General features: G+C 65.6%; 15 protein-coding genes and 1 tRNA gene. 11 read left to right on the forward strand and 5 right to left on the reverse strand.

The window, feature by feature from the left end; all coding sequences use genetic code 11:
* Positions 1-12 precede the first annotated feature (12 nt).
* Positions 13-570, reverse strand: a complete 558-nt coding sequence (locus LZ585_RS06330) for a TetR/AcrR family transcriptional regulator (protein WP_234855555.1) — start codon at positions 568-570, stop codon at positions 13-15.
* Between the two features lie 320 nt (positions 571-890).
* Positions 891-965: transfer RNA gene (locus LZ585_RS06335), tRNA-Gly, on the reverse strand.
* A 154-nt stretch (positions 966-1,119) separates the two neighbouring features.
* Here LZ585_RS06335 and LZ585_RS06340 point away from each other — a divergent pair.
* Positions 1,120-1,737, forward strand: coding sequence for a DUF5671 domain-containing protein (locus LZ585_RS06340; protein WP_234855556.1), 618 nt, complete (start codon positions 1,120-1,122; stop codon positions 1,735-1,737).
* Positions 1,730-2,107 (forward strand): hypothetical protein, encoded by a 378-nt coding sequence (locus tag LZ585_RS06345; protein WP_234855557.1) that lies wholly within the window; start codon positions 1,730-1,732, stop codon positions 2,105-2,107. Before LZ585_RS06340 ends, LZ585_RS06345 begins: the two co-directional genes overlap by 8 nt.
* A 5-nt stretch (positions 2,108-2,112) precedes the next feature.
* Here LZ585_RS06345 and uvrA read toward each other — a convergent pair whose 3' ends face one another.
* Positions 2,113-4,965 (reverse strand): excinuclease ABC subunit UvrA, encoded by a 2,853-nt coding sequence (gene uvrA, locus LZ585_RS06350; protein WP_234855558.1) that lies wholly within the window; start codon positions 4,963-4,965, stop codon positions 2,113-2,115.
* A gap of 183 nt (positions 4,966-5,148) precedes the next feature.
* On the opposite strand from uvrA, the gene pyc reads away from it, so the two are divergent.
* Positions 5,149-8,580 (forward strand): pyruvate carboxylase, encoded by a 3,432-nt coding sequence (pyc, locus tag LZ585_RS06355; protein WP_234855559.1) that lies wholly within the window; start codon positions 5,149-5,151, stop codon positions 8,578-8,580.
* A 4-nt stretch (positions 8,581-8,584) separates the two neighbouring features.
* On the opposite strand, the gene LZ585_RS06360 is transcribed toward pyc, so the two are convergent.
* Both LZ585_RS06360 and LZ585_RS06365 read right to left on the reverse strand, forming a co-directional pair.
* A complete protein-coding gene (locus LZ585_RS06360) occupies positions 8,585-9,982 on the reverse strand; it encodes a hypothetical protein (RefSeq protein WP_234855560.1) in 1,398 nt (465 codons plus the stop codon).
* A 60-nt stretch (positions 9,983-10,042) separates the two neighbouring features.
* The gene (locus tag LZ585_RS06365) at positions 10,043-11,557 is read right to left on the reverse strand and encodes a YifB family Mg chelatase-like AAA ATPase (RefSeq protein WP_234855561.1); all 1,515 of its coding nucleotides are present in this window, start codon (positions 11,555-11,557) and stop codon (positions 10,043-10,045) included.
* A gap of 127 nt (positions 11,558-11,684) precedes the next feature.
* Here LZ585_RS06365 and coaBC point away from each other — a divergent pair, with 127 nt between their 5' ends.
* The 8 genes from coaBC to LZ585_RS06405 all read left to right on the forward strand — a co-directional run bounded on the left by coaBC (position 11,685) and on the right by LZ585_RS06405 (position 19,952).
* Positions 11,685-12,917 (forward strand): bifunctional phosphopantothenoylcysteine decarboxylase/phosphopantothenate--cysteine ligase CoaBC, encoded by a 1,233-nt coding sequence (coaBC, locus tag LZ585_RS06370; protein WP_234855773.1) that lies wholly within the window; start codon positions 11,685-11,687, stop codon positions 12,915-12,917.
* A complete protein-coding gene (locus tag LZ585_RS06375; protein ID WP_234855562.1) occupies positions 12,914-13,954 on the forward strand; it encodes a cysteine desulfurase family protein in 1,041 nt (346 codons plus the stop codon). Before coaBC ends, LZ585_RS06375 begins: the two co-directional genes overlap by 4 nt.
* Before the next feature lie 31 nt (positions 13,955-13,985).
* Positions 13,986-15,506, forward strand: a complete 1,521-nt coding sequence (gene sufB, locus LZ585_RS06380) for a Fe-S cluster assembly protein SufB (RefSeq protein ID WP_234855563.1) — start codon at positions 13,986-13,988, stop codon at positions 15,504-15,506.
* 67 nt (positions 15,507-15,573) lie between these two features.
* Positions 15,574-16,329, forward strand: a complete 756-nt coding sequence (sufC, locus tag LZ585_RS06385) for a Fe-S cluster assembly ATPase SufC (RefSeq protein ID WP_234855564.1) — start codon at positions 15,574-15,576, stop codon at positions 16,327-16,329.
* Positions 16,329-17,663, forward strand: a complete 1,335-nt coding sequence (locus LZ585_RS06390) for a SufB/SufD family protein (protein ID WP_234855565.1) — start codon at positions 16,329-16,331, stop codon at positions 17,661-17,663. Before sufC ends, LZ585_RS06390 begins: the two co-directional genes overlap by 1 nt.
* A gap of 17 nt (positions 17,664-17,680) precedes the next feature.
* Positions 17,681-18,154, forward strand: a complete 474-nt coding sequence (locus LZ585_RS06395; protein ID WP_234855566.1) for a hypothetical protein — start codon at positions 17,681-17,683, stop codon at positions 18,152-18,154.
* Complete coding sequence (locus tag LZ585_RS06400; protein ID WP_234855567.1) at positions 18,151-18,744, forward strand: YIP1 family protein; 594 nt, start codon at positions 18,151-18,153, stop codon at positions 18,742-18,744. Before LZ585_RS06395 ends, LZ585_RS06400 begins: the two co-directional genes overlap by 4 nt.
* Positions 18,741-19,952, forward strand: a complete 1,212-nt coding sequence (locus tag LZ585_RS06405; RefSeq protein ID WP_234855568.1) for a cysteine desulfurase — start codon at positions 18,741-18,743, stop codon at positions 19,950-19,952. Before LZ585_RS06400 ends, LZ585_RS06405 begins: the two co-directional genes overlap by 4 nt.
* Positions 19,953-19,989 lie beyond the last annotated feature (37 nt).

Consider the following 19,989-nt stretch of genomic DNA (forward strand, 5'->3'; position numbering starts at 1 on the left):
TGCGCCTGCCGGTCAGCCGACCAGCAGGCGCAGGGCATCCTCGTAGGATGACAGGTTGACCGGGGTGTCGGACGGATAGGGCTGATCCATGTTCAGCGCCGCAAAGCCATGGGTCAGCGCCCAGACCGCCGTTTCAAAGGGCGCGGCAGGGCGGTCGCGGGCAAAGGGCGTGCAGCCTTCCTGAATTACCCTATAGGTGGCGCGCGACACCCGGCGCAAGCAGTCATCCTGTGCCGGCAACTGGTCGAACATCAGCAGGAACAGTGCCCGCCTGCGCCGCGCAAAGCAGATATAGGCCAGGTTGACGGCCAGCAGGCGCTGGAACGGATCGGCGTGCGGAAGCATGGCGTCGCGCGCGCCGGTCAGTTCGTGCCGGAAACTGCGGAAACCTTTCGTGGCAATGGCGATCCGCAGGCCAGGAAGTCCGCTGAAATGATGGGCCGGTGCCGCATGGGACACACCCGCCCGTGCAGCAATGCGCCGCAGGGTCAAAGCTTCGGAGCCTTCCTCGTCCAGAAGCGCCAGGCCGGCGTCGATCAGCGATTGGGGCAGGTCACCGCGCGGAGGCATCCCTATCTCCATTACTCAACTTGACAGTGTAAAGATAATTGCCGATGGTGCCGTGTCCCGATTGGTTAACGGCACGCTGGCGAGCGAGACGGCCGTGTCTTGTTGTGTTTTGATGAGGGGTTTCTGGACGGCCCGCTTAAGCTCTGGTCTGTAATTTTTTGTCTTATGTTTCAATGGTGGTCAGGCCAGAGCTCTTTCGGGCTGTCGGGCATATCCGTTTGCACCATCATAAGCGTCGCTGCAGATTCTGCAACCATAAGGCGAGAAATTTTGCGCTCCAAAACAAAAAAGCCGAACCCGAAGGTTCGGCTTTTTTGTTTTGGAGCGGGCGATGAGATTCGAACTCACGACCCTAACCTTGGCAAGGTTATGCTCTACCCCTGAGCTACGCCCGCATCCGTACCGTCGACCTCGGCCTTCGGTAGGCGGTGATTTATGGGACTGCGGCGGGGGGTGCAAGAGGAAAAATCACCAACCATCGCGAAATTTTCAGCGGCGTTGACAGGGCGGGCAAAGCACGTGACCTTGCCGGAAAGAAAGGCGGGCAGGGTGGCGGCAGCCGATCAGCTTTCGGATTTCGTACGTCATGCGATGGCGGGCGGCCATGACGCAGCCAGCATCCGGGCCGCGCTTGGCCAGGCAGGCTGGACAGAGTCCGAAATCGACCAGGCCCTGACGGCTTGGCACCCGGGCGGCAGCCTGCCTCCGGTGCCGCGCCCGCGCGCCTATGTTTCCGCGCGCGAGGCGATGCTCTATGCGCTGCTGATGATCGCCCTGGTGCTGGTCTGCTTTCATGTCCTGCGGCTGGGATTTCAGGTGATCGACGGGGCGATTCCCGATCTGGCGCAATCCGGGGCACCTGACAGCTGGTCCATGCGCTTTTCCATCGCTGCCGTTATTGCCTTTCTGCCGCTGTTCGTGCTGCTAGATGGACGGATGGCCCGCCGCGGCCCCGGCGGGCAGCCGCAGCGCCGGTCTCAGGCGCGGCGGATTTTTGCCTCGGTCACGGTGCTGGTTGCCGCTCTGGTCCTGCTGGGGGATGTGGTGGCAGCGGTTTATGCGTTCCTGTCGGGCGACCTGACGCTGCGACTGGCGGCCAAGCTGGCCCTGGTCGCCTTGACCGGCCTTTTGGTTGCGGCCTGTTATCGCGAGGATCTGGATGGTTAGGCGGTGGCCGGTCTGGGCGCTGACGGCCCTTTCCCTGGCGGTGCTGGCCGCCGGGCTGGCCGCAACGGGCGGTCCCGCCCAAGGCCGCGCGGAACGGCGGGATCAGACCCGTTCGATGGACTTGTCCGGGATCCAGGGCCTGCTGATCTGCAAGGCCCATCAGGATCGGCGCCTGGGCACCGATCCGACCCCGACCGAGGCCTGTCCCATGACTCCGCGCCTGGCCGATCCCTTTACCGCCGCGCCATACCGGATCGAACTGATCGCGCCCGACACGATCCGCCTGTGCGCCGCCTTCGAACTCCCGCCCCGAGGCGATGGCGGATTCGATGAATCGGGCTGCATCATCCAGCAGGTGACATTGCCCTGAGGGGGCTATTCCGCCGCGCGCACCCGTGCAGGTTTCAGCATCGGCGCCAGGTAACGGCCCGTGTGGCTTTCATGGACCTTCGCCACATTCTCGGGCGTGCCGGTGGCCACGATGCGCCCGCCCCCGTCGCCGCCTTCGGGACCGATGTCGATGATCCAGTCGGCGGTCTTGATGACATCCAGGTTATGTTCGATCACCACGACCGTGTTGCCCTGATCCACCAGCCGGTGCAGCACCTCCAGCAGCTTGCGCACATCCTCGAAATGCAGGCCGGTAGTGGGTTCATCCAGGATGTACAGCGTCTTGCCGGTGGACTGGCGCGACAATTCCTTGGCCAGCTTGACCCGCTGCGCCTCTCCGCCTGACAGGGTGGTGGCCTGCTGGCCGACCTTGACGTAGCCTAGGCCCACCTCCATCAGCGCGTCCATCTTGTTGCGGATTGCGGGCACGGCGGAAAAGAAGCCCTGCGCATCCTCGACCGTCATGTCCAACACGTCGGCGATGGACTTGCCCTTGAACAGCACCTCCAGCGTCTCGCGGTTGTAGCGCTTGCCCTTGCAGGTTTCGCAGGTGACATAAACGTCGGGCAGGAAGTGCATCTCGATCTTGATGACGCCGTCGCCCTGGCAAGCCTCGCAGCGGCCCCCCTTGACGTTGAAGCTGAACCGCCCGGGCTTGTAGCCCCGCGCCTTGGATTCGGGCAGGCCCGCATACCAGTCGCGGATAGGCGTATAGGCACCGGTATAGGTGGCCGGGTTCGACCGGGGCGTCCGGCCGATGGGCCGCTGGTCGATGTCGATGACCTTGTCCAGATGCTCCAGCCCCGTGATGGTCTCGCAGGGGGCAGGGGTCTGGCGGGCGCCGTTCAGGCGCAGACTGGCGGTCTTGAACAGGGTTTCGATGGTCAGCGTGGACTTTCCGCCGCCCGACACGCCGGTGACGCAGACGAACTTGCCCAGCGGAAATTCCGCCGTCACGTCCTTGAGGTTGTTGCCGGTGGCCTTGACGACCTTGACCGCCTTGCCGTTGCCTTTGCGGCGTTCGTCGCTGACCGCAATTTCGCGGGCGCCGGACAGGTATTGCCCCGTCAGGCTGGCCGGGTCGGCGGCGATCTGGTCAGGGGTGCCCTGGCTGACAATCATGCCGCCATGCACGCCCGCGCCCGGTCCCATGTCGAACACGTAATCGGCATGGCGGATCGCATCCTCGTCATGTTCGACCACGATGACCGAGTTGCCCTGGTCGCGCAGCCCTTTGAGCGTTTCCAGCAGCCTGTCGTTGTCGCGCTGATGTAGCCCGATCGACGGCTCGTCCAGCACATACAGCACGCCCGTCAAGCCGGACCCGATCTGCGAGGCAAGCCGGATCCGCTGGCTTTCCCCGCCCGACAGCGTTCCCGCCGCGCGCGAGAGCGTCAGATAATCCAACCCCACGTTTACCAGGAACCCCAGCCTTTCGCGGATTTCCTTGAAGATCGCATGGGCGATCTCGTTCTTTTGCCGGGTCAGATGCTGCGGCGCGGCCTGGATCCAGGCCAGGGCTTCCCGGATCGACAGCTTGACGACATCGCCGATATGGTTGCCAGCGATCTTGACGGCCAAGGCCTCGGGCTTCAGGCGATAGCCGTGGCAGGTGCCGCACGGGCGGTTGTTCTGGTAACGCTCGAACTCCTCTCGCACCCAGGCGCTGTCGGATTCGCGAAGGCGGCGTTCCATGTTGGGGATCACGCCTTCGAACACCCGGCGGACATTGTAAACGCGGCCCGCGTCGTCGAAACGGAACTCGATCTCCTCGCTGCCCGATCCGCGCAGGAACATATGCTGCACGTCCGGCGGCAGGTTCTTCCACTGGGTCTTCTTGTCGAAACCGTAATGCTTGGCCAGGGCATTGACCGTCTGGGTCAGATAGGCGGATTTCGACTTGGCCCAGGGGGCAATGGCGCCCTTTTCGACGGACAGGGCAGCATCGGGAACGACCAGCCGTTCGTCGAAGAACAGTTCCGCCCCCAGGCCGTCGCAGGCCGGACAGGCCCCCAGAGGGGCGTTGAAGCTGAACAACCGCGGCTCGATGTCGGGGATGGTAAAGCCGCTGACGGGGCATGCGAAATTTTCGCTGAACGTGGTGCGTTCGGGTTCGTCCGCCGCCGTTTCCACGATGGCAATGCCGTCGGCCAGGTCAAGCGCCGTTCGCAGCGAATCGGCCAGGCGCGTTTCCAGCCCTTCGCGCACGACGATGCGGTCCACCACCACATCGATGTCATGGCGGAACTTCTTGTCCAGGGTCGGCGGCTCGTCCAGTTCATAGAACTCGCCGTTCACCTTGACCCGCTGGAAGCCCTGCTTGCGAAGCTCCAGGAATTCCTTACGGTATTCGCCCTTGCGGTCGCGCACGATGGGCGCCAGCAGATAGGCGCGCGTGCCTTCGGGCATTTCCATGATCCGGTCGACCATGTCCTGAACCTGCTGCGCCTCGATCGGCAGGCCGGTGGCGGGGCTGTAGGGTGTGCCCGCGCGGGCGAACAGCAGCCGCAGGTAATCATAGATTTCCGTGACAGTCCCGACGGTTGACCGAGGGTTCTTCGAGGTGGTCTTCTGCTCGATGCTGATGGCGGGCGACAGGCCGGTGATGTGATCCACATCGGGCTTGCCCATCATGTCAAGAAACTGGCGCGCATAGGCCGAGAGGCTTTCGACGTAACGCCGCTGCCCTTCGGCATAGATCGTGTCAAAGGCCAGCGAGGATTTGCCCGAACCCGACAAGCCGGTGATCACCACCAGCTGGTCGCGCGGGATGTCCATGTCCACGCCCTTCAGGTTATGCTCGCGCGCGCCGCGCACCTCGATGAACTTCTGTTCCATGCTGTGTCCCTGGCCGACCAAGCGCATCACATAGGGACAACGCGCCGAAAAGCAACCGCAGAATGGGAACATCCCGCGAACACGACCTTGCGTAAACCTTTTGTTGCAGGCGTGGTATGGTGCCGCTTGCGCTGCGCTGCGGCGTCGCTAGTCTCTCGCGCAACTGCGAAGGGGGACCGCGCGATGTTTCAGAAAATCCTGATTGCCAACCGTGGCGAGATTGCGATCCGCGTGATGCGGGCGGCCAATGAGTTGGGCAAGAAGACGGTCGCGGTTTATGCCGAGGAGGACAAGCTGGGCTTGCACCGCTTCAAGGCGGACGAGGCGTACCGGATCGGCGAGGGGCTGGGGCCGGTGGCGGCCTATCTGTCGATCCCCGAGATCATCCGGGTCGCCAAGGAAAGCGGCGCGGACGCGATCCATCCCGGCTATGGCCTTCTGTCGGAAAACCCCGACTTCGTGGACGCCTGCGTGGCAGCGGGCATCACTTTCATCGGACCGCGCGCGGACACGATGCGCGCGCTTGGCGACAAGGCGTCGGCGCGGCGCGTGGCGATTGCGGCAGGCGTCCCGGTGATCCCCGCGACCGAGGTTCTGGGCGAGGATTTCGAGGCGATCAAGGCCGAGGCCAATGCGGTCGGCTATCCCCTGATGCTCAAGGCGTCCTGGGGCGGCGGCGGGCGCGGGATGCGTCCCATCAACGGACCCGACGAACTGGTGGACAAGGTCCGCGAGGGCCGGCGCGAGGCCGAGGCCGCCTTCGGCAATGGCGAGGGTTATCTGGAAAAGATGATCGGGCGCGCCCGCCATGTCGAGGTGCAGTTGCTGGGCGACACCCATGGCGGGTTGTATCACCTGTATGAGCGCGACTGCACCGTGCAGCGCCGCAACCAGAAGGTCGTGGAACGCGCGCCCGCGCCCTATCTGACGGAAGAACAGCGCGCCGAGGTCTGCGAACTGGCGCTGAAGATCGGCCGCGCCGTGGGATACCAGAACGCTGGCACGGTCGAGTTCCTGATGGATATGGACAGCCAGCAGTTCTACTTCATCGAGGTGAACCCGCGCGTCCAGGTCGAACACACCGTGACCGAGGAGGTCACCGGCATCGACATCGTCCAGTCGCAGATCCGCATCGCCGAGGGCGCGACCCTGGCCGAGGCGACGGGCGTGCCCCGCCAGGACCAGATCACGCTGTCGGGCCACGCGCTGCAATGCCGGGTCACGACCGAGGATCCGCTGAACAACTTCATCCCCGATTATGGCCGGATCACCGCCTATCGCAGCGCCACCGGCAACGGCATCCGCCTGGACGGCGGCACGGCCTATTCCGGGGGTGTGATCACCCGCTATTACGACTCGCTTCTGGTCAAGGTCACGGCCTGGGCGCAGACGCCCGATGGGGCGATCCGGCGGATGGACCGCGCGCTGCGCGAGTTCCGAGTGCGCGGCGTTTCGACGAATATCGACTTCGTCATCAACCTGCTGAAACACCCGACCTTCCTGGACGACACCTATACGACCAAGTTCATCGACACCACGGCCGAGCTGTTCCAGTTCGACAAGCGTCAGGACCGGGCCACGCGGATCCTGACCTATCTGGCCGATATCAGCGTGAACGGGCATCCGGAAACAGCAGGCCGCCCCATGCCGCCCGCGCAGGCCCGCCCCCCGGTGCCGCCCGCGCCCAAGGCCGATCCCGCGCCGGGCACGCGGCAGATGCTGGAAAGCCAGGGCGCGCAGGCCGTGGCCGACTGGATGGCTGCGCAAACGCGCCTGCTGATGACCGACACCACCATGCGCGACGGCCACCAATCGCTGCTGGCGACCCGGATGCGGTCCATCGACATGATCCGCGTGGCGCCCTCCTATGCCGCAAACCTGCCACAACTGTTCAGCGTGGAATGCTGGGGCGGCGCGACCTTCGACGTGGCCTATCGCTTTTTGCAGGAATGCCCCTGGCAGCGGCTGCGCGACATCCGCGAGCGGATGCCCAACCTGATGACGCAGATGCTGCTGCGGGCATCGAACGGCGTGGGCTATACCAACTATCCCGACAACGTGGTCCAGTCCTTCGTGCGCCAGGCGGCGGACAGCGGCGTGGACGTGTTCCGCGTCTTCGACAGCCTGAACTGGGTCGAGAACATGCGCGTCGCCATGGACGCGGTGATCGAAACCGGCAAGATCTGCGAAGGCACCGTCTGCTATACAGGCGATATGCTGGACCCCGACCGGTCCAAGTACGACCTGGCCTATTATGTCCGCACCGCGCAGGACCTGAAGGCCGCGGGCGCCCATGTGCTGGGGCTGAAGGACATGGCGGGCCTGCTGAAGCCCGCCGCAGCGCGCATCCTGATCAAGGCGCTGAAGGAAGAAGTCGGCCTGCCGGTACACTTCCACACGCACGACACTTCGGGGCTTGCCGCCGCCACGATCCTGGCTGCGGCGGATGCGGGGGTGGATGCGGTGGACGCGGCCATGGACGCCTTCTCGGGCGGCACCTCTCAGCCCTGCCTGGGGTCCATCGTCGAGGCGCTGGAAGGGACCGAGCGCGACACCGGCCTGGACATCGCGGCGATCCGGCAGATCAGCAACTACTGGGAACGCGTGCGCGAGACCTATGCCGCCTTCGAATCCGGCCTGCAATCGCCCGCCTCCGAGGTTTACCTGCACGAGATGCCGGGCGGGCAGTTCACCAACCTCAAGGCGCAGGCCCGTTCCATGGGGCTGGAGGATCGCTGGCACGAGGTGGCCCAGGCCTATGCCGACGTGAACCGGATGTTCGGCGACATCGTCAAGGTCACGCCGTCGTCCAAGGTCGTGGGCGACATGGCGCTGATGATGGTGGCCCAGCACCTGACGCCCCGGCAGGTGATGGACCCAGGCGTCGAGGTCAGCTTCCCCGACAGCGTGATCGACATGATGAAGGGCAACCTCGGCCAACCCCCCGGCGGCTGGCCCGAGGCGCTGCAGCGCAAGGTCCTGAAGGGCGAGGCGCCCATCACCGACCGCCCCGGCGCGCATCTGCCCCCCGTGGACATCGAGGCCATCCGCCGGAAGCTGTCCGAGGATCTGGGCACCCCGATCGACGACGAGGATCTGAACGGCTACCTGATGTATCCCAAGGTCTTCACCGACTATATGTCGCGGCACGAAATCTATGGCCCGGTCCGCGCGCTGCCCACCCGCAACTTCTTCTATGGGATGGAGCAGGGTGACGAGATCAGCGTCGAGATCGACCCCGGCAAGACTCTGGAAATCCGCTTCCTGACCCTGGGCGAGACGGACGAGAAGGGCCAGGTCAAGGTCTTCTTCGAACTGAACGGCCAGCCCCGCCAGGTCCGCGTGCCGAACCGCAAGGCCACGAACGCCGCCGCCGCCCGTCCCAAGGCCGATCCTGCGAACGCGGGCCATGTCGGCGCGCCGATGCCGGGCGTCGTGGCCTCGGTCGCGGCCACGGCAGGGGCCAAGGTCCACCAGGGCGACCTGCTGCTGACCATCGAGGCGATGAAGATGGAAACCGGCCTGCACGCCGACCGCGACGGCACCGTGAAAGCCATCCACGTCCGCCCCGGCGAACAGATCGACGCCAAGGATCTGCTGGTCGAGGTGGAATGAGCGCTTACAGGATGGTTGCGGCGACCAGCACCCACAGGGTCAGCGCCGCGGCCGCCGTCACTGCGTAAAGCCCGTTCCAGACGGTCCCGGCATGGCGCGCCTCGACCCCGCCCAGCTTGCCGACCAGCAGAACCGAGGCCGTGAAAGGCGAGGTGTTTCCGCTGATCGCCCAACCGCCGGTGATGGCCACGACCATGGCAGTGGGATGGATGCCAAGTGCCATGGGCGCGGGCAGCATGGGTACCAGCAGCGACACGGCCAGGATCGGGTTCATGCCGATCTGGCCGGTCAGCGGGATCGTCCAGACCAAGGCCGCCAGGATCAGCAGGGGCGGAGCCGCCGACAGGTCGGGGCCATGCGCCTGCATGATCGGCACCAGCAGCCAGGAACCCAGGCTGCCGATAAAGCCTGCCATGAACAGCAGGATGATTTCCCCGCGATAGCCCGCCAGATCCCGCGTGGCGAACTGCCCGATCCGGGCGGCCAGGGTGGCCGCTCGCCCCCCCGGCAGGGGCGGCAGGATCAGGATCCAGGCCATTGCGACCAGTGGCACGACCGTCATGACCGCGCCGGTTACGGCAACACCCGTCCCCTTATGCAGCGCCATGACGCCCGCCACCACGATGCCCAGCAGCACCAGCAGCGGGCGCAGGCGGGACAGCCAGCCGTCGGTCTCAACCGCACGGGGCGGGGGCGGGGCGGACAGTTGCGGCTTCAGGACCGAATCCAACAGCCAGCCTATGCTGATCATCAACGCGGAACTGACCAGGCACAGCCCCACCGCGCCGGGCCAGGATGCGCCGGGCACCACCGACAGGGTGACGGCCATAGACAGCGCCATCGGCGACCAGCACAGCGTCGAGGCAAAGCCCCGCTGGATCGCCACCAGCATCCGCCGCAACCGGTGGCGGCGCAGTTCCGGATCCGTTTCTCGCGCGGTGCTTTCGGCGGCCAGCGAACCCAGAAGCGAGATCGACCCGTAAAGCAGGATCAGCCCGAACAGGTGCCCCCCCACTGTCAGCGCAAGATAGCGTCGTCCCGGCGGCTGGCGGGCCAGGAAGCGCCCGCAATCCAGGATCGCCTGCGATCCGATGGCCGCGCTGCGCAGCGCCGAAAGCGCGGTGAACAGGGCGATGATGAAGCCGCCTCGCGTCAGCGCCGTCAGCGTGGCCTCGGCCCAGCCTTGGCGTGTGGCGGCGGCCCAGGCGATCAGCGCAACGCCCACGGCGACAAAGGTCAGCCGCGACAGGCGCGCGGTCAGCGAAAACATCAGCAGCGCCGCGACCAGCAAGCCGGCAGCCACAACCGCAAAGCCCTGGCCGCCCCCATATTCATGCGGGACCGTCGCCAACAGGGCGAGGGCGGTCAGGATGCCGCCGATCCGGGCGCTGATGGGGTGCATGGCGGGATCCGTGGTCAGGGTCGCCCCGCCATAGCCCTGCCTTGCAGGATGCGCAATTCGTCAGCCCCCGGCGACAAAGGGCAGGCGATAGCTGATCGCCTCGGCCAGATGGGGCGCGCGCACCGATGGCGAGCCTGCAAGGTCGGCAATGGTGCGCGCCGTGCGCAGGATGCGGTGATAGCCCCGCGCGGTCAGGCCCAAGCGTTCGGAAGCCTTCAGGATCAGCGCCCGGCCTTCGTCGTCCGGTGCGGCGATCTGGTCCAGAAGCGCGCCCGAGGCTTCGGCATTCACCCGTGCCTGGGGATGGTCGCGGAACCGCGCCGCCTGCACCTCGCGCGCCGCCGCCACCCGGGTTGCGACCTGTGCGGACGTATCCCCGCCCGAGGGCAGTTCCAGATCCATGAAGCTGACCGCCGGAACCTCAAGCCGCAAGTCGAAACGGTCCATCAGCGGACCCGAAATCTTGCCCATGTAGTCCCCGCCGCAGACGGGCGCCCGCGAGCAGGCCCGCGCGGCATCCGCCAGATAGCCGCAGCGGCAAGGGTTGGCCGCCGCGATCAGCAGGAAGCGACAGGGATAGCGGATATGGGCGTTGGCGCGGGCCACCACGACCTCGCCTGTTTCGATGGGTTGGCGCAGGGTTTCCAGCACTTGGCGGGGAAATTCCGGGAATTCGTCCATGAACAGCACGCCATTATGGGCCAGGCTGATCTCTCCCGGCTTGGCGCCGCGCCCGCCCCCGACGATGGCCGCCATGGAGGCGGTGTGATGGGGTTCGCGAAAGGGTGCGCGGCGCGAGATGCCGCCATCGTCCAGGGTGCCCGCAAGCGAGTGGATCATCGAGGTTTCCAACGCTTCGACCGCACCCAGCGGCGGCATCAGGCCGGGCAGGCGGGCGGCCAGCATGGACTTGCCCGCGCCGGGCGGGCCGACCATCAGCAGGTGATGCCGTCCGGCGGCTGCGATTTCCAGGGCGCGCTTGGCGCGTTCCTGGCCCTTCACCTCGGACAGGCAGCCGCCGGTGATCGCGCCGTCGATCATGCCGGGCTGCGCGCGGGCGATGGGCGCACGGTCGGTTAGGTGGTCGATGACCTCGCGCAGCGTTGCCGGGGCCAGCACGGGAACGGCATCGACCCAGGCGGCCTCGGGCCCGCAGGCGCGGGGGCAGATGAGCGCCCGGTCATCCTCGGCCGCGGCCATGGCGGCGGGCAGGGCCCCTGTCACCGCGACAAGCCGTCCGTCGAGTGCCAGTTCGCCAAGCGCCACACAGCGCGACAGTTCTTCGCCCGGGATGATCTCCAGCGCGGCCAAAATCGCAAGGGCAATCGGCAGGTCGAAATGCGAGCCCTCCTTGGGCAGGTCGGCGGGCGACAGGTTCACGGTCAGGCGCCGGTTCGGCATGGCGATGGACAGCGCCCCGAAGGCCGCCTTGACGCGTTCGCGCGCCTCGCTGACGGCCTTGTCGGGCAGGCCCACGATGGCAAAGCCCGGCAGGCCCGCCGCCACGGAACACTGAACCTCGACCAGCCGCGCCTCGATCCCCTCGAAGGCGACGGAATAGGCGATTGCGACCATGGGTTCCTCATTTTGTTCCGCGATGGTTAACGGCAGGGCGCTTAAGGAAAGGTTAACGGACCTGCGATTGCTTGCGACGGGTGGACCGGGCGGCTATGTCTTCGACGGGCATCGCCAAGGGGACAAGATGAAGGGCAAGCGTATCCTGCTGATCGTGGGCGGGGGCATAGCGGCCATGAAGGTGCCGCAGCTGATCCGCCTGATCCGGGCGGAAGGCGCCGCCGTCACGCCCGTGCTGACCCGCGCGGGGGAGCAGTTCACAACCGCGATGACAGTCTCCGTGCTGGCAGGCGAGGCCGCGCATGACAGCCTGTGGGACATCGCGTCCGAGGCCGAGATCGGCCATATCCAGTTGTCGCGCAACGCCGATCTGGTCGTCGTCGCGCCTGCCACGGCGGATCTGCTGGCCAAGATGGCGCATGGGCTGGCGGACGACCTTGCGTCCACCTTGCTGCTGGCGACCGACAAGCGCGTTCTGGTCGCGCCGGCAATGAATGTGCGGATGTGGCACCACCCGGCCACGCAACGGAACCTGCGGACCCTGCGCGAGGACGGCATCCTGTTCGTCGGCCCGGCGGACGGCGACATGGCCTGCGGCGAATACGGCACGGGCCGGATGTCCGAACCCGAAGCGATCCTGGCCGCCATCCGCGCGGAAATGGCCCCGGCGCCCCTGAAGCTGCTGCCCGAAACGCAAGTCCGGTCCGGCCTGCTGGCAGGGCGGCACGTGATCGTCACCTCTGGCCCGACGCATGAACCCATCGACCCGGTGCGATATATCGCCAACCGGTCGTCCGGCGCGCAAGGAACGGCAATTGCCGCTGCGCTGCGCGACATGGGCGCAAGGGTCAGCTTTGTCACTGGCCCCGCCGAGATTGCCCCGCCAGATGGCGTCGAGGTGATCCGGGTCCAGACCGCCCAGCAGATGCGCGACGCGGTCGAGGCCGCCCTGCCTGCGGATGCCGCCGTGATGGCTGCGGCGGTGGCGGACTGGCGGATCAGGAATTCGTCCGCCAGGAAGATGAAGAAGGATGGATCGGGCAAGGCCCCGTTGCTGGAGATGACCGAGAACCCCGATATCCTGGCCTGGCTGGGTCAGGCCGGTGCCCAGCGTCCCCGCCTGGTGGTGGGATTTGCGGCGGAAACCAATGACGTGGTGGCCCATGCCACCGATAAGCGGTTGCGCAAGGGCTGCGACTGGATCGTAGCCAACGATGTCAGCGAAGGCACCGGCATCATGGGCGGCACGGAAAACGCCGTGACCGTGATCACCGCCGAAGGCCCCGAGGAATGGCCCCGCATGGCCAAGGACGCCGTGGCCCGCAGGCTGGCCCAGAAGATCGCGGGGGTGATCGGATGAGAACCTATCTGGACTGGAACGCCACCACCCCCCTGCGCGAGGAAGCCAAGGCCGCGATGCGCGAGGGGATGGAGATCGTGGGCAACCCTTCCTCCGTGCATACCGAGGGCCGCGCGGCCAAGATGGCCATGGAACGCGCGCGCGAGGAACTGGCAGCAGCCTTGGGAGCGGAAGGCGCGGATGTGGTCTTCACATCCGGCACGACCGAGGCTGCGGCCATGGTGCTGGCGGGACGGGGCGTCCATTGCGCCCCGGTCGAACACAGCGCGATCAAGGTCTGGTGCGAACAAGATTTGGCGGTGGACGCGGACGGCATCGTCACCGTTCCCGACCCCGCGCAGGCCTGCCTGCAGATCGCCAACAACGAGACCGGCGTGATCCAGGACTTGCCCCAGGGGCTGGGGTCCAGTGACCTGACGCAGGCCTTTGGCAAGGTGCCCTTTGCCTTCAACTGGCTGGGCGTCACTGCGGGCTTTGTCAGCGCGCACAAGCTGGGCGGGCCAAAGGGGATCGGCGCGCTGATCGTGAAGCGCGGCACCGATGTCCCGGCGCTGATCCGGGGCGGGGGGCAGGAAGGGGGCCGTCGCGGCGGGACCGAGAACCTAATCGGCATCCTGGGATTCGCCGCTGCGGCCACTGCCGCGCAAAAGGAACTGGACGCGGGGCTGTGGGATCAGGTCGCCGCGCGCCGGGATGCCTTGGAGGAACGGTTGCTGTCAGCCGCGCCCGGCGCAATCATTGCTGGAAAAGCCACCAAGCGCTTGCCGAACACCACCTGTCTTCTTACATCGGACTGGAAGGGTGAAACCCAGGTGATGCAGATGGATTTGGCGGGCTTTGCGATATCGGCAGGGTCGGCCTGTTCGTCGGGCAAGGTCCGCGCCAGCGGGGTCTTGCAGGCCATGGGTTTCGACGACAAGGCCGCGCAATCGGCAATTCGGATCTCGATAAGCCCGGCTTTGGGCGACGATCAGGTGAACCGATTTGCGGATGCGTGGGAAAGCGCGTATCGACGTTGGCGCGAACGGAACGGCTAGGCGACCGGCCCGGCCCGAGGAAGGACAAGGGATGACTGCAACCACCGATCTTGATGTGCGCGAGGGCGTCGACCGCGAAACGGTCGAGACCGTGCAAAGCATTGGCAGCTATAAATACGGCTGGGATACCGAGATCGAGATGGACTATGCCCCCAAGGGGGTGAACGAGGATATCGTCCGCCTGATCTCGGAAAAGAACGAAGAACCCGAATGGATGACCGAATGGCGGCTGGAGGCGTATCGCCGCTGGGTCACCATGACGGAACCCAAGTGGGCGATGCTGAACTATCCTGAAATCGACTATCAGGACCAGTATTACTATGCGCGCCCAAAAAGCATGGCGGTCAAGCCCAAGTCGCTGGACGAGGTCGATCCCAAGCTGCTGGCGACCTATGAAAAGCTGGGCATCCCGCTGAAGGAACAGATGATCCTGGCGGGGATCGAGGGCGCTGAGAATGCGCCCGCCGATGGTCGCCGCGTGGCGGTCGATGCGGTGTTCGACAGCGTGTCCGTGGGCACGACCTTCAAGGACGAGCTGGCCAAGGCCGGCGTGATCTTCTGTTCCATCAGCGAAGCGATCCGCGAACATCCCGACTTGGTCAAGAAATACCTGGGCTCCGTGGTGCCGCAGTCCGACAACTATTTCGCGACGCTGAACAGCGCCGTGTTCTCGGACGGCTCGTTCGTCTATATTCCGCCGGGCGTTCGCTGCCCGATGGAGCTGTCCACCTATTTCCGCATCAACGCGGAAAATACCGGCCAGTTCGAGCGCACGCTGATCATTGCCGACAAGGGCAGCCACGTCAGCTATCTTGAAGGCTGCACCGCGCCCAAGCGCGACATTGCCCAGCTTCACGCGGCGGTGGTGGAAATCGTCGTGCTGGAAGATGCCGAGGTGAAATACTCGACCGTCCAGAACTGGTATCCGGGCGACGAGGAAGGCAAGGGCGGCATCTACAACTTCGTCACCAAGCGCGCCGACTGCCGCGAGGCCCGCGCCAAGGTGATGTGGACGCAGGTGGAAACCGGTTCGGCGATCACCTGGAAATACCCGTCCTGCATCCTGCGCGGCGACGAATCCCAAGGCGAGTTCTATTCCATCGCCATCGCCAACAACATGCAGCAGGCCGATACCGGCACCAAGATGATCCATCTGGGCCGCAACACCCGGTCGCGCATCGTGTCCAAGGGGATCTCGGCGGGCAAGGCGCAGAACACCTATCGCGGTCTGGTGACGATGCATCCGCGCGCCACCAACAGCCGCAACTATACCCAGTGCGACAGTTTGCTGATCGGCGATCAGTGCGGGGCGCATACGGTGCCTTACATCGAGGTCAAGAATACCAGCAGCCGCGTGGAACACGAGGCGACGACCAGCAAGGTGGACGACGACCAGTTGTTCTATTGCCGGTCGCGCGGCATGGACGAGGAAGAGGCCGTAGCCCTGGTCGTGAACGGTTTCTGCCGCGAGGTCTTGCAGGCCCTGCCGATGGAATTCGCCATGGAGGCGCAGTCCTTGGTCGCCATTTCGCTGGAAGGCTCGGTCGGCTAAGGCTGGGACAGGATTTGATGATGGTGCCGGACCGCTGGCACCGCCACCACCATCTGATGAGGAAAAGATGCTGAAAATCGATAACTTGCACGTCAAGCTTGAGGAAGAAGACAAGCAGATCCTGAAGGGTCTGTCGCTGGAGGTTCCGGCCGGTCAGGTCCATGCGATCATGGGCCCGAACGGGTCGGGCAAGTCCACGCTGTCCTATGTCCTGTCGGGCCGCGACGGATATGAGGTGACCGAAGGATCCGCCACGCTGGACGGGCAAAGCCTTCTGGACATGGAACCGGAACAGCGCGCCAGCGCCGGCCTGTTCCTGGCGTTCCAGTATCCGGTGGAAATCCCCGGCGTGGGAAACATGACCTTCCTGCGCACTGCCGTGAACGCGCAGCGCAAGGCGCGGGGCGAGGAAGAACTGTCCTCGGGCGATTTCCTGAAGATTGTGCGCGCCAAGGCCGCCGAATTGCAGATTAGCCCCGATATGCTGAAGCGGCCGGTCAACGTGGGCTTTTCGGGCGGCGAGAAGAAGCGCAACGAGATCCTGCAGATGGCCATGCTGGAACCGCGCATGTGCATCATGGACGAGACGGATTCGGGTCTGGATGTGGACGCGATGCGGCTGGTGTCGGATGGCGTGAACGCGCTGCGTTCGCCTGACCGCAGCTTCCTGGTCATCACCCATTACCAGCGACTGCTGAACCATATCCAGCCGGACGTGGTGCATATCATGGCGGATGGCCGGATCGTGAAATCGGGCGGGCCGGAACTGGCCCTGCAAGTCGAGGAAGAAGGTTATGGCGATCTTCTGGCGGAGGCTGGCTGATGGCTGACACCGCAGTCCAGGCCAAGGACCAGACCCCTTCCATCCAGGGCGCCCCCAAGGCGCCGGATGCGCTTGAAACGCGATTGGCGGCGATCAGCCCGCCGCAGGGGCTTATGGCAGCGGCGCGGGCCGATGCCCTGGCGCGTCTGCGCGGGATGGGGCTGCCCGGCCCGCGCGACGAATATTGGCGCTATACCGATCCCCGCCCCTTCAACGCCCCCCGCCCCCAGGCCTTGCCCGTTCCCCAAGGGGATGCGACGCCCTTGTTCGATGGCTTGGACAAGCTGACCCTGGTCTTCGTCGATGGTATCTTCGACGAGGCGGCCTCGGACGACCTGGCGCTTGAAGGCATAGAGATCGCCACCCTGGCCCAGGCCGACAAGGGCGCGGCATCCTGGGCCTGCGACATCTATGGCAAGCTGGAGGCAGCGGGCCAGGTGCCGGTGCGCCGTCCCTTTGCCGTGCTGAACACCGCCACCGCGCAGGACGGGCTGCTGATCCGCGTGACGGCAAGTCCCGCCAAGCCGGTCCATGTGGTCCACCGCCGCGCCGGGGATAGCGCGGATTCGGTCTGGCACCATGTCATCCGGGTCGAGGAGGGGGCAGAGTTCACCCTGCTGGAAACCGGAATGTCCGGTGCGCGGTCGAACAGCGTGATCGAGGTCGATCTGGCCCCCGGCGCGCGGTTCCATCATGTCGCATCGAAACGCGCAGCCGATGCCAAGGTCGGCATTGGCCATATCTTTGCCCGCGTGGCCGCCCGTGCGCACTTCAAGTCCTTCACCTTGTCGGTGAACGGCACCACCATGCGAAACGAGGCCGTGATCGACATCGCGGGCGACGATGCCGTGGCCCATATCGCCGCGGCCGTGCTGGGTGATGGCGGGCAGGCGCCCTTCCACCAGGATGATACGGTTTTCATCACCCACGGGGCGGAACGCGGCGAAAGCCGCCAAGTCTTCAAGAAGGTGCTGAAGAACGGGGCCGAGGGCGTGTTCCAGGGCAAGATCCTGGTCAAGCCCGGCGCGCAGAAGACCGACGGCTATCAGATCAGCCAGGCGCTGTTGCTGGACGAACGCAGCCAGTTCCTGGCCAAGCCGGAACTGGAAATCTATGCCGACGACGTGAAATGTTCGCACGGATCGACCACGGGCGCCATTGATGACGAGGCGCTGTTCTATCTGCGCTCGCGCGGCGTGCCGCGTGAACGGGCCATCGTGTTTCTGGTCCTGTCCTTCCTGGCCGACGCCCTGGCCGAGGTCGAGGACGAGGCGATCCGCGATTGCATCTATGAACGGCTAGACCTGTGGCTGACCCAGAACGCAGTGCAGTAAGGGCCGCGCCGGGGGGCATGGTCCCCCGCGTGCTGCAAAGCTGGGTGGCCCCGCGCCGGGTGGTGCGGGGTCTTTCCGCCATGCCCGAAGGCACCAAGCTGGCCGTGCTGATGGCGGCGATGCTGGTTTTCCTGATCGCCCAAGCCCCCGCCAATGCCAGGCTGGCCCAGATTGACCCGGCCGTGCCCTTTCAGGCGCGCATGGGCGGGGCGATGCTGGCGGTGATGTTCATGATGCCGGTCCTGGCCTATGCGATGGCGGCTGTGGCGGCTGGCCTGTCGCGGCTGACCCCCTGGCGGCTGACGCCCGAGGATTCGCGTCTTGCGCTGTTCTGGGCGCTTTTGGCGGTGGCGCCGGCCATGCTGCTGGCGGGACTGGTCGCGGGCCTTGTGGGGCAGGGTCCGGGCCTGACCGTGGCCCGGGCGGTCTGTGGACTGGGCTTTGTGATGATATGGGGTGCCGGGATTTCGGCGCTGGCGAGGCGAGTATGAGTTTCGACGACTTCAAGGCCCTGGTCGGCCTGTCGTTCCGCGATCCGCAGGCGGCGGCGCATCTGCTGATGGCGCAGGACTGGCCCGTTTCGGCCCGGTGGATGGCGCTGTTCGCGGCGGTTTCGGTGTCGGCGCTGCTGGCGTCATTCGCGGCGGTGCTGTTCAGCACCCCCGGCCCGGACGGAACCCAGATCGTGACGCTCAGCCGCCAGCCAATGATGCTGGCCGCCATGCAACTGGCCGCCATCGTCCTGGCCGCGGGGCTGATGTCGGGCGTGGGCCGTATGTTCGGCGGCGGAGGCCGGTTCGAGGATGCGCTGCTGCTGACCGTCTGGATCGAGGTTCTGCTGCTGCTGGTCCAAGTGGCCCAGTTGGCGCTGTCTCTCATCCTGCCCGGCGTGGCGGGCCTGCTGGGGCTGGCCGCGGTTGTCCTGTTCCTGTGGCTGACCGTGCAGTTCACCAAGGCGCTGCACGGGTTCCGCAATAGCGTGAAGGTCGCGCTTGGCCTTCTCGGAACCGCCTTTGTGGCGGGCTTCGTGCTGTCGCTGATCGCCGCCGCCCTTGGGATCCTCCCGGAGATGCCGCAATGAGCTTTGATGTCGATGCCGTCCGCGCCGATTTTCCGATCCTGTCGCGGCAGGTGAACAACCGCCCCTTGGTGTACCTGGACAGCGGCGCAAGCGCGCAAAAGCCCCGGCAGGTGATCGAGGCGATCACCCGCGCCTATGAGGGCGAATATGCCAATGTCCACCGGGGCCTGCATTTTCTGTCTAACCTGGCCACCGACAACTATGAACGCGTTCGTGCGATCACCGCCCGCTTCCTGAACGCCCCGCACGAGGACGAGGTGATCTTCACCAGCGGGTCCACCGAAGGCATCAACCTGGTCAGCTACGGCTGGGCCGCGCCCCGGATGCAGGCGGGGGACGAGATCGTGCTGTCGGTGCTGGAACACCACGCCAATATCGTGCCTTGGCATTTCTTGCGCGAACGGCAGGGCGTAGTGCTAAAATGGGTGGAACCCGAACCCGACGGGTCGCTGCCGCCCGAAAAGGTGCTGGCTGCCGTGGGGCCAAGGACGAAGCTGATCGCGGTCACGCATATGTCAAACGTGACCGGCACCATCGTGGATGTGGGCGCCATCGCGCGCGGCACGGACGTGCCGGTGCTTGTCGATGGCAGCCAGGCGGCGGTGCATATGCCCGTCGATCTGGCCGCGCTTGGCGTCGATTTCTACTGCATCACCGGCCACAAGCTTTACGGCCCCTCAGGCTCGGGCGCGATGTGGATCCGCCGTGACCGGCAGGCAGAAATGCGCCCCTTTCTGGGCGGCGGCGACATGATCCGCACGGTGACAAGGGATGCGATCGACTATGCCGACCCGCCCCTGCGGTTCGAGGCGGGCACCCCCGGCATCGTCAACCAGATCGGCTTGGGCGCCGCGCTGGAATACATGATGGACCTGGGGATGGACAACATCGCCGCCCATGAACGGTCCTTGCGCGATTACGCCCGCGAGCGCCTGCGCAGCCTCAACTGGTTGCAGATCCAGGGTGACGCACCGGACAAGGGCGCGATCTTTTCCATGACCATGCAGGGCGCCCATGCCCACGATCTGTCCACCATCCTGGACAAGCGCGGCATTGCGGTGCGCGCGGGCAGCCACTGCGCCATGCCGCTGATGGAGTTCTTCGGAGTCACCGCAAGCGCCCGGGCGTCATTCGCCATGTATAACACCACGCAGGAAGTGGATGCCCTGGTCGAAGGTTTGACCTTCTGCCGCGAACTTTTCGCCTGAATCTTGCAAAGTTTTGTAAAGGCACCGAAGATCGTGC

The sequence above is a fragment of the Paracoccus everestensis genome (assembly GCF_021491915.1).
Lineage (GTDB): Bacteria > Pseudomonadota > Alphaproteobacteria > Rhodobacterales > Rhodobacteraceae > Paracoccus > Paracoccus everestensis.

Bases quoted from the DNA above. Each gene is read 5' to 3' on its own strand.
- LZ585_RS06360 (WP_234855560.1), bottom strand. From the start codon at position 9,982: ATGCACCCCATCAGCGCCCGGATCGGCGGCATCCTGACCGCCCTCGCC.
- LZ585_RS06400 (WP_234855567.1), top strand. From the start codon at position 18,151: ATGAGTTTCGACGACTTCAAGGCCCTGGTCGGCCTGTCGTTCCGCGAT.
- LZ585_RS06345 (WP_234855557.1), top strand. From the start codon at position 1,730: ATGGTTAGGCGGTGGCCGGTCTGGGCGCTGACGGCCCTTTCCCTGGCG.
- LZ585_RS06375 (WP_234855562.1), top strand. From the start codon at position 12,914: ATGAGAACCTATCTGGACTGGAACGCCACCACCCCCCTGCGCGAGGAA.
- sufB (WP_234855563.1), top strand. From the start codon at position 13,986: ATGACTGCAACCACCGATCTTGATGTGCGCGAGGGCGTCGACCGCGAA.
- LZ585_RS06365 (WP_234855561.1), bottom strand. From the start codon at position 11,557: ATGGTCGCAATCGCCTATTCCGTCGCCTTCGAGGGGATCGAGGCGCGG.
- LZ585_RS06330 (WP_234855555.1), bottom strand. From the start codon at position 570: ATGCCTCCGCGCGGTGACCTGCCCCAATCGCTGATCGACGCCGGCCTG.
- sufC (WP_234855564.1), top strand. From the start codon at position 15,574: ATGCTGAAAATCGATAACTTGCACGTCAAGCTTGAGGAAGAAGACAAG.
- coaBC (WP_234855773.1), top strand. From the start codon at position 11,685: ATGAAGGGCAAGCGTATCCTGCTGATCGTGGGCGGGGGCATAGCGGCC.
- LZ585_RS06405 (WP_234855568.1), top strand. From the start codon at position 18,741: ATGAGCTTTGATGTCGATGCCGTCCGCGCCGATTTTCCGATCCTGTCG.
- uvrA (WP_234855558.1), bottom strand. From the start codon at position 4,965: ATGGAACAGAAGTTCATCGAGGTGCGCGGCGCGCGCGAGCATAACCTG.
- LZ585_RS06395 (WP_234855566.1), top strand. From the start codon at position 17,681: ATGGTCCCCCGCGTGCTGCAAAGCTGGGTGGCCCCGCGCCGGGTGGTG.
- pyc (WP_234855559.1), top strand. From the start codon at position 5,149: ATGTTTCAGAAAATCCTGATTGCCAACCGTGGCGAGATTGCGATCCGC.
- LZ585_RS06390 (WP_234855565.1), top strand. From the start codon at position 16,329: ATGGCTGACACCGCAGTCCAGGCCAAGGACCAGACCCCTTCCATCCAG.